Origin of the sequence: Phyllobacterium sp., assembly GCF_037994405.1 — a bacterium.
Lineage (GTDB): Bacteria > Pseudomonadota > Alphaproteobacteria > Rhizobiales > Rhizobiaceae > Phyllobacterium.
In genome coordinates this window covers 1-5539 of the sequence record NZ_JBBNAN010000311.1, presented here as the reverse complement: position 1 = coordinate 5539, position 5539 = coordinate 1, and the positions used below count along the sequence as shown (strand labels likewise).

The 5539-nt window shown below is 60.0% G+C and carries 6 protein-coding genes; all 6 read right to left on the bottom strand.

Annotated features, from left to right (window positions below; translation table 11 throughout):
• Positions 1-1046: HlyD family efflux transporter periplasmic adaptor subunit (locus AAAC48_RS17505; protein ID WP_340655407.1), on the bottom strand; the 1046-nt coding region annotated here is incomplete at its 3' end.
• Between the two features lie 3 nt (positions 1047-1049).
• On the bottom strand, positions 1050-3413 hold the full coding sequence (locus tag AAAC48_RS17500) for an FtsX-like permease family protein (RefSeq protein WP_340655406.1): 2364 nt from the start codon (positions 3411-3413) through the stop codon (positions 1050-1052).
• 5 nt (positions 3414-3418) lie between these two features.
• On the bottom strand, positions 3419-4126 hold the full coding sequence (locus AAAC48_RS17495; protein WP_340655405.1) for an ABC transporter ATP-binding protein: 708 nt from the start codon (positions 4124-4126) through the stop codon (positions 3419-3421).
• Between the two features lie 5 nt (positions 4127-4131).
• Positions 4132-4392: a hypothetical protein gene (locus AAAC48_RS17490; RefSeq protein ID WP_340655404.1), complete on the bottom strand. Its 261-nt coding sequence runs from the start codon at positions 4390-4392 to the stop codon at positions 4132-4134.
• The gene (locus AAAC48_RS17485; RefSeq protein WP_340655403.1) at positions 4389-4856 is read right to left on the bottom strand and encodes a hypothetical protein; all 468 of its coding nucleotides are present in this window, start codon (positions 4854-4856) and stop codon (positions 4389-4391) included. The genes AAAC48_RS17490 and AAAC48_RS17485 overlap by 4 nt, the downstream gene beginning before the upstream one ends.
• A 12-nt stretch (positions 4857-4868) precedes the next feature.
• Positions 4869-5534: an isoprenylcysteine carboxylmethyltransferase family protein gene (locus AAAC48_RS17480; protein ID WP_340655408.1), complete on the bottom strand. Its 666-nt coding sequence runs from the start codon at positions 5532-5534 to the stop codon at positions 4869-4871.
• Between the last annotated feature and the right edge of the window lie 5 nt (positions 5535-5539).

Sequence of the window (5539 nt, the reverse complement as noted above, 5' to 3'; positions counted from 1 at the left end):
GCCCAGTCGTCCGCCTGTCGAAACAACGCTGCCACTGGCACGGTGAGTGCGTTATCGGCGCGCCAAGTCGTGACATGCACGATCACCCGGTAATCATGCCCAAGCTGCGACCAGGCTTCAGGAGGATCCACGAGATCGATGATGGTGCGGACGCGCTGTTCCTCAATACCGAGTGCAGAAACCTTGAGGAACCCCGCCGGTTCGACGCGGGCAACCTTGCCCTGGATTGACGGTCCGCCCCATCCATCGATCCGCACGGGCGCGCCGGGTTTTGTCCGGACGGCGTCGGTCGACAGAAGGTCTGCAACAATCTCGAGATCACGCGGATCACCGATCTCGATCAAAGGGGCCCCTGCTTGCACCACGCCCTCGCTCTCCTGAATGATCTTCAGAATACGGCCAGTCACCGGGGCTTTCAGCTGGATGCAGCAGGCAGGATCAGATTGTACGGTGGCACCGGACGGTTCTCTGAGACGCGCAGCGACACTGGCGCGCTCGTTGCGGCGCACTTCAAGCTGGGCTTTTGCACTGGCCAGCGCAGCATCATTGGTTTCGACATCGAACTTTGCCTTGTCCAGGATCTTGGGGGCGATCGCCTTTGTGCGCGCAAGCGCAACTGCCCTCTGCAGCTCCGTGCGCGAAAAGGCGAGCGCCGCCTCAATCCGGCTCAATTCGGCTTCCGCAAGTTTTACGGCAGCTTCCGCGGCTGCCAGCGCCGCCTGCAGTTCCTCGTGCGTGCGGGCATCGTGAAAGCTTGGAATCGTCGGTTGCATCACGGCCACAACCGTTTCGTCCGCGGTGACCTGATCGCCGACGTGCCGAGGCGGCGAAATTCTCAAGACTGTGCCGGTGATCGGAGCGGACACTGTGTAGACGTGCTGGACACGCGTCTTGGCCTCGTCGTCAATCGTCACTTCCATTGGTCCTTTCATCACCGTCGCAAGGTCGACGGCGATCGGCTGCGGCCATGCGAACCAGAACGTTGCAAGGGCTATCGCTCCCAGTACCGCCGCCGCCGTAATTCGCTTCATTATGACAGCGCGCATGGGCTAATCCCTTGTCTTGAGGACAGTTACGAGATCAAGCCGGTTAATTCGTCGGCGTATGATGAGAGCAGAAAGTACGGCTGCGGTGATTACAATTACGCTGGCAAAGACGTAGGTGGATTGTTCGATCACCAGGCGCACGCGCATTAGTTCACCCGCCAGATTTGTCTGCATGATCCAGGCGAGGCCATAGCCCATGACCCAGCCCGGCGGTTGAGCTATTAATGTGAGCAAGGAAAGTTCGAGGAGCAGAATGCGCAACACTTCACCCCGCGTGAAACCGAGGACACGCAGGCTCGCCAGTTCCCGCGCGCGCTCTGACAGCGAGATGCGTGCGCTGTTATAGACGACACCGAACGCTATGACGGTCGCTAGGGCAGTGTAAATCCCCGCCATAGTCGTAACCATCAGCGCCACCACTGCGCGGAAGTTCGTCAGCGACACACGCTGCAGCGCCAGACCGCTGACGACCGGCATGCCTTTGACGGTGTCGTAGAACCGCTCAAGCGCATTCTCGTCGAGGCTCACGTTGACGCTGTTAACGGCCGGCGATTCGCGCATCAACCGAGCAAGAGCCTCAGCATCCATCATGCCCCGGATGCCGAAATAATCCTCCACAAGCGCTGTAACTGGAAGGCTAACAGTCCGCCGCGACCCTTCCAGCAGGTCGACCTCGACAGCATCGCCAACTTTCACCCCGAGGACGTGCGCGAGCATGCTCGACATGGCCAGGCCCGCTTCCGGCAGCACGACGGGTCGCAGGTCAACGTCGATGATGCGATTAAGATCGGCGTTGCGCGGCCTGCTGCTTATCATTATGCGACGCTCTACATTGCCATTGCGTATGCGGACAGGCACCTCCCGATGGGGTTCGGCTGCAAGCACGCCCGGCAACCGCGCGATTTGCATGACGACCTCCTGCGGGCGCTTCTCGACGAAGCTGACAGTGGCATCCTGACGGTCAGCCAGGAAGTATGTGACGTCGACGAGCTGCTCCATTGTATCGCGGGTGAAAAGGGAAACAACCAGTATTGCCGTAGCGAGTGCCATGCCAAGCGACGTGAAAATTGCCCTGATCGGATGGCGAGTGATGTTGCGCAACATCATCGTGGTCGGTTGCGAGATGAACTGGTCGAGCGCGAAATTCGCGGGCAGCAGTCGCCGGTAGCGCGGCGGCGTCGGCGGCTGCATTGCCACGGCAGGCGGCAGCCTGACGACATCGCGAAGAGCGCGGACAGCTCCCACCGCGGCGGCAAGGAGGCTCAGCGCGGCGGCGATGACATAGAGGTCCGGACTCTTGGTGAACACCAGGAATGGAAAATGGAAAAAGTCCCCGAACAAATTGGTGATGTACATCCCCAGCCACGTTCCCACAGCGGTGCCGATCACTATGCCGATCGTTGCGATGAGGATGACGAACTTGAGGTAGTGCAAGACAATGCTACTGTTGCGATATCCCAAAGCTTTCATGAGCCCGATCTGCTCGCGTTCGAGCGCGACAAGGCGGCCGAGTGTGAGGTTGACCAGGAACGCCGACACCAGGAGGAAGATCGGCGGCAGCGTTCGGCTCATATTGTTGAGCATGTCGAGCTCATGGTCGAGCCAGGCATGTGACGTCTGATCTTTCCGCCCATATGCGGCCCGTCCACCGTAGCTGGAGAGCAAGTCATCGAGGCGGGCGATGATTTCGCGCTCGGAGGTTCCGCGCAACAGCTTGACACCGACGGAAGAGAACGCGCCGTCGAGATCGTAGGCGCTGGCAAGGGCCTTCTCAGACATCCAAATGAGGCCGAAGCGCCGATCGTCCGGCATGATGTCACCTGGTCCCACCGCATAAATGAACTCGGGAGACAATGCGATCCCGACAATCACCAGTTCACGTTTGCGTCCATTCAGTATCGCCGAGAAGCGGGACCCGGGGGCAAAGCCATGGGCCTTGGCAAAGCCCTCGTTGACGACAACCTCTTCGGTTCGTCCCGGCTCCGGAACGCGGCCCATTCGCATATAAAGCCGATTGAGCGAGGGCTCGCCGATGTCGGGCAGGGAAATGATTTGCCCGGTGGCTGGCTCCAGGTAATTCGGAATGTCGAGCAATGCGAGCTTGGCGATCCGCACGTCCACGGCCGCAACGCCGGGGATCTCCGCGATCTGATCGACAAGAGTTCTCGGCGCGCGTCTGACTTCGGCAAAGACATCGGCAAATCGATGTCTTTCGTAGTAGGCGGCACGCGTTTCGTCGAGGGATCGATAGGACCCGACAGCAAGAATGAGGGTTGCCACGCCGCCGGCAATGACGAGCGCGATTGCAAGCGCCTGTGCCCAAAGCCGGATAACATCGCGAAAAAGCTTGATGTCCAGGGCACGCACCGCATTCACCAACTGAGAGCGGCGGCTGCCTGGCGCGCCTTGTTCTTGTGCATGCGGGAGATTTGGCCATCTGCAAAGAACAGAACGCGATCAGCGACATCCTGGATGCTGGCGTTGTGGGTAATGATAAGGGTCGTGGTACCAAGCTGGGTGTTGACACTCAGCAAAGCCTCGATCACCCGAATTCCGGTCTTGGAATCCAATGCGCCTGTCGGCTCATCGCAGAGCAACACATCGGGCCGTTTGGCGATGGCTCGGGCAATGGCGACACGCTGCTGTTCGCCGCCCGAGAGCTGGGCCGGGAAGTGATGCATCCGCGTCTCAAGTCCAACGAGCGCGAGGGCTTCGTCGGGACGCATTGGATCAGAGGAAATCTCGGTCACCAGCGCGACATTCTCATAAGCTGTCAGGCTCGGGATCAAATTGTAGAATTGGAACACGAACCCGACATGCTGGCGGCGGTAGGCCGTCAGCCCGCGATCATCGAGGTTGGTCAGATCGAGGTTCCTGAAGAACAACTGGCCGCTCGTGGCATGATCCAGTCCCCCCATGATGTTGAGAAGCGTCGACTTCCCGCTTCCGGACGGTCCGAGAAGCACCACCACTTCGCCAGCGTATATCTTTAGGTCCAGTCCGCGCAACGCGAGCACCTGCATCTCGCCGGAGATGTATGTCTTGGTCAGAGCTTTCGCGGCGAAGATGATATCGGACATGGCTGTCACGCCGACAGAAGCTTCGAAAGATCCGGGCAAGCCTCGGCCGCACCTACGAAGCGCAGGAGCAGGCCGTCGGGCGGCTTTTCCAGGCACGGTGAATCGAGCGGACCCTCACGGTTGAGATCCAGCGGTGGCGCTTTGCCGGTGTGCTTATGGGTAGTGCAACTGTCGGTAGGCCGGTGCAGGCCATGCCGATCGCTCCTTTGCCCGATGCCAATCTTTCCTTGTGTGTATGGTGCCCAAAGCTCGCATTCATGTCTCATCTGCCAACCTCCACCTTGGCACTGCGCCCAGCCCTTCGCTCCACCCAAAAGAGGCAGACGCAACTCGCCCAAAGCAGGGCAAGGGCTAGCAGAATCCACCTGAAATCGGAGGCGATGACGAAGTTAACGATAGCCATCCATCCGATCGACGCGGCGCCAGCGACCAGTATGCCCAGGCCCGCCACCCAGTCATGCTGCCGGAACGATGTTGCGGCGATTGTGACTGTCAGAACGCCGGCAGCGGTGGCATATCCGCCCAGGACGCGAAAAACGAGAAGCAGCCAAATTGCCATGCGAGGCTGCTCGGCCTGCAACTGCGCGAGAGACAAGCCGATGAAGCGCATGTCCTCGGGCAACAATGGCTGGCGCAGGACCAGGAAGAATATCCCGATGGCGATCAACGCTACCCCCAACGCAAACAGCAAGATTGAAGAGAGCGGCCAGGACACGCCAGCGGGCTGCATGACAGCGCTCGCTTAGGTGCTGCCGCCGTGGCGGGGTGCCGCGCCGGGCCCAATCAGGCGACCCCATCGCGGAATAAACCCCGGCACGTCGGCCATGTATGATCGGTAGGCATCGCCGAACGAGGCAAGCGCTTCGCGCTCTTCGCTGTGTGCGAGCTTTACGTACATGACGACGAGCACAGGAAACATTGCAAGCGTCAGCAGCGTCGGCCATTGCACCAGGAAACCGAGCAGGACCAGAATGAACCCGGCATATTGCGGGTGACGGACGTAGCTATATGGCCCGGTCGCTGCGAGGTCATGACGCTGCTGCGCCTCGTAGAGCACGCGCCACGCCGAGGCGATCACCCAAAAGCCGCCACCGATCAGGACGAAGCTCAGTATATGGAACGGCCCGAAATGTGGGTTCGCTTTCCAGCCGAACATCATCTCGGTGAGGTGGCCCGCATCATGGGAGAACCAATCGACACCCGGGTAGCGGGACTGAAGCCAACCTGACAGGAAGTAGATGGTCAGCGGAAATCCGTACATCTCGGTGAACAGCGCGACGAGAAACGCACTGAACGCGCCGAACGAGCGCCAGTCGCGCGCCGTTCGCGGCTTGAAAAAAGTATAGGCAAACAGGATGAAAATGACCGAGTTGACGATCGCTAGGCCCCATAGGCCGTAGGCTGGCATTTCGG

Bases quoted from the DNA above. Each gene is read 5' to 3' on its own strand.
- AAAC48_RS17495 (WP_340655405.1), bottom strand. From the start codon at position 4,126: ATGTCCGATATCATCTTCGCCGCGAAAGCTCTGACCAAGACATACATC.
- AAAC48_RS17490 (WP_340655404.1), bottom strand. From the start codon at position 4,392: ATGAGACATGAATGCGAGCTTTGGGCACCATACACACAAGGAAAGATT.
- AAAC48_RS17485 (WP_340655403.1), bottom strand. From the start codon at position 4,856: ATGCAGCCCGCTGGCGTGTCCTGGCCGCTCTCTTCAATCTTGCTGTTT.
- AAAC48_RS17480 (WP_340655408.1), bottom strand. From the start codon at position 5,534: ATGCCAGCCTACGGCCTATGGGGCCTAGCGATCGTCAACTCGGTCATT.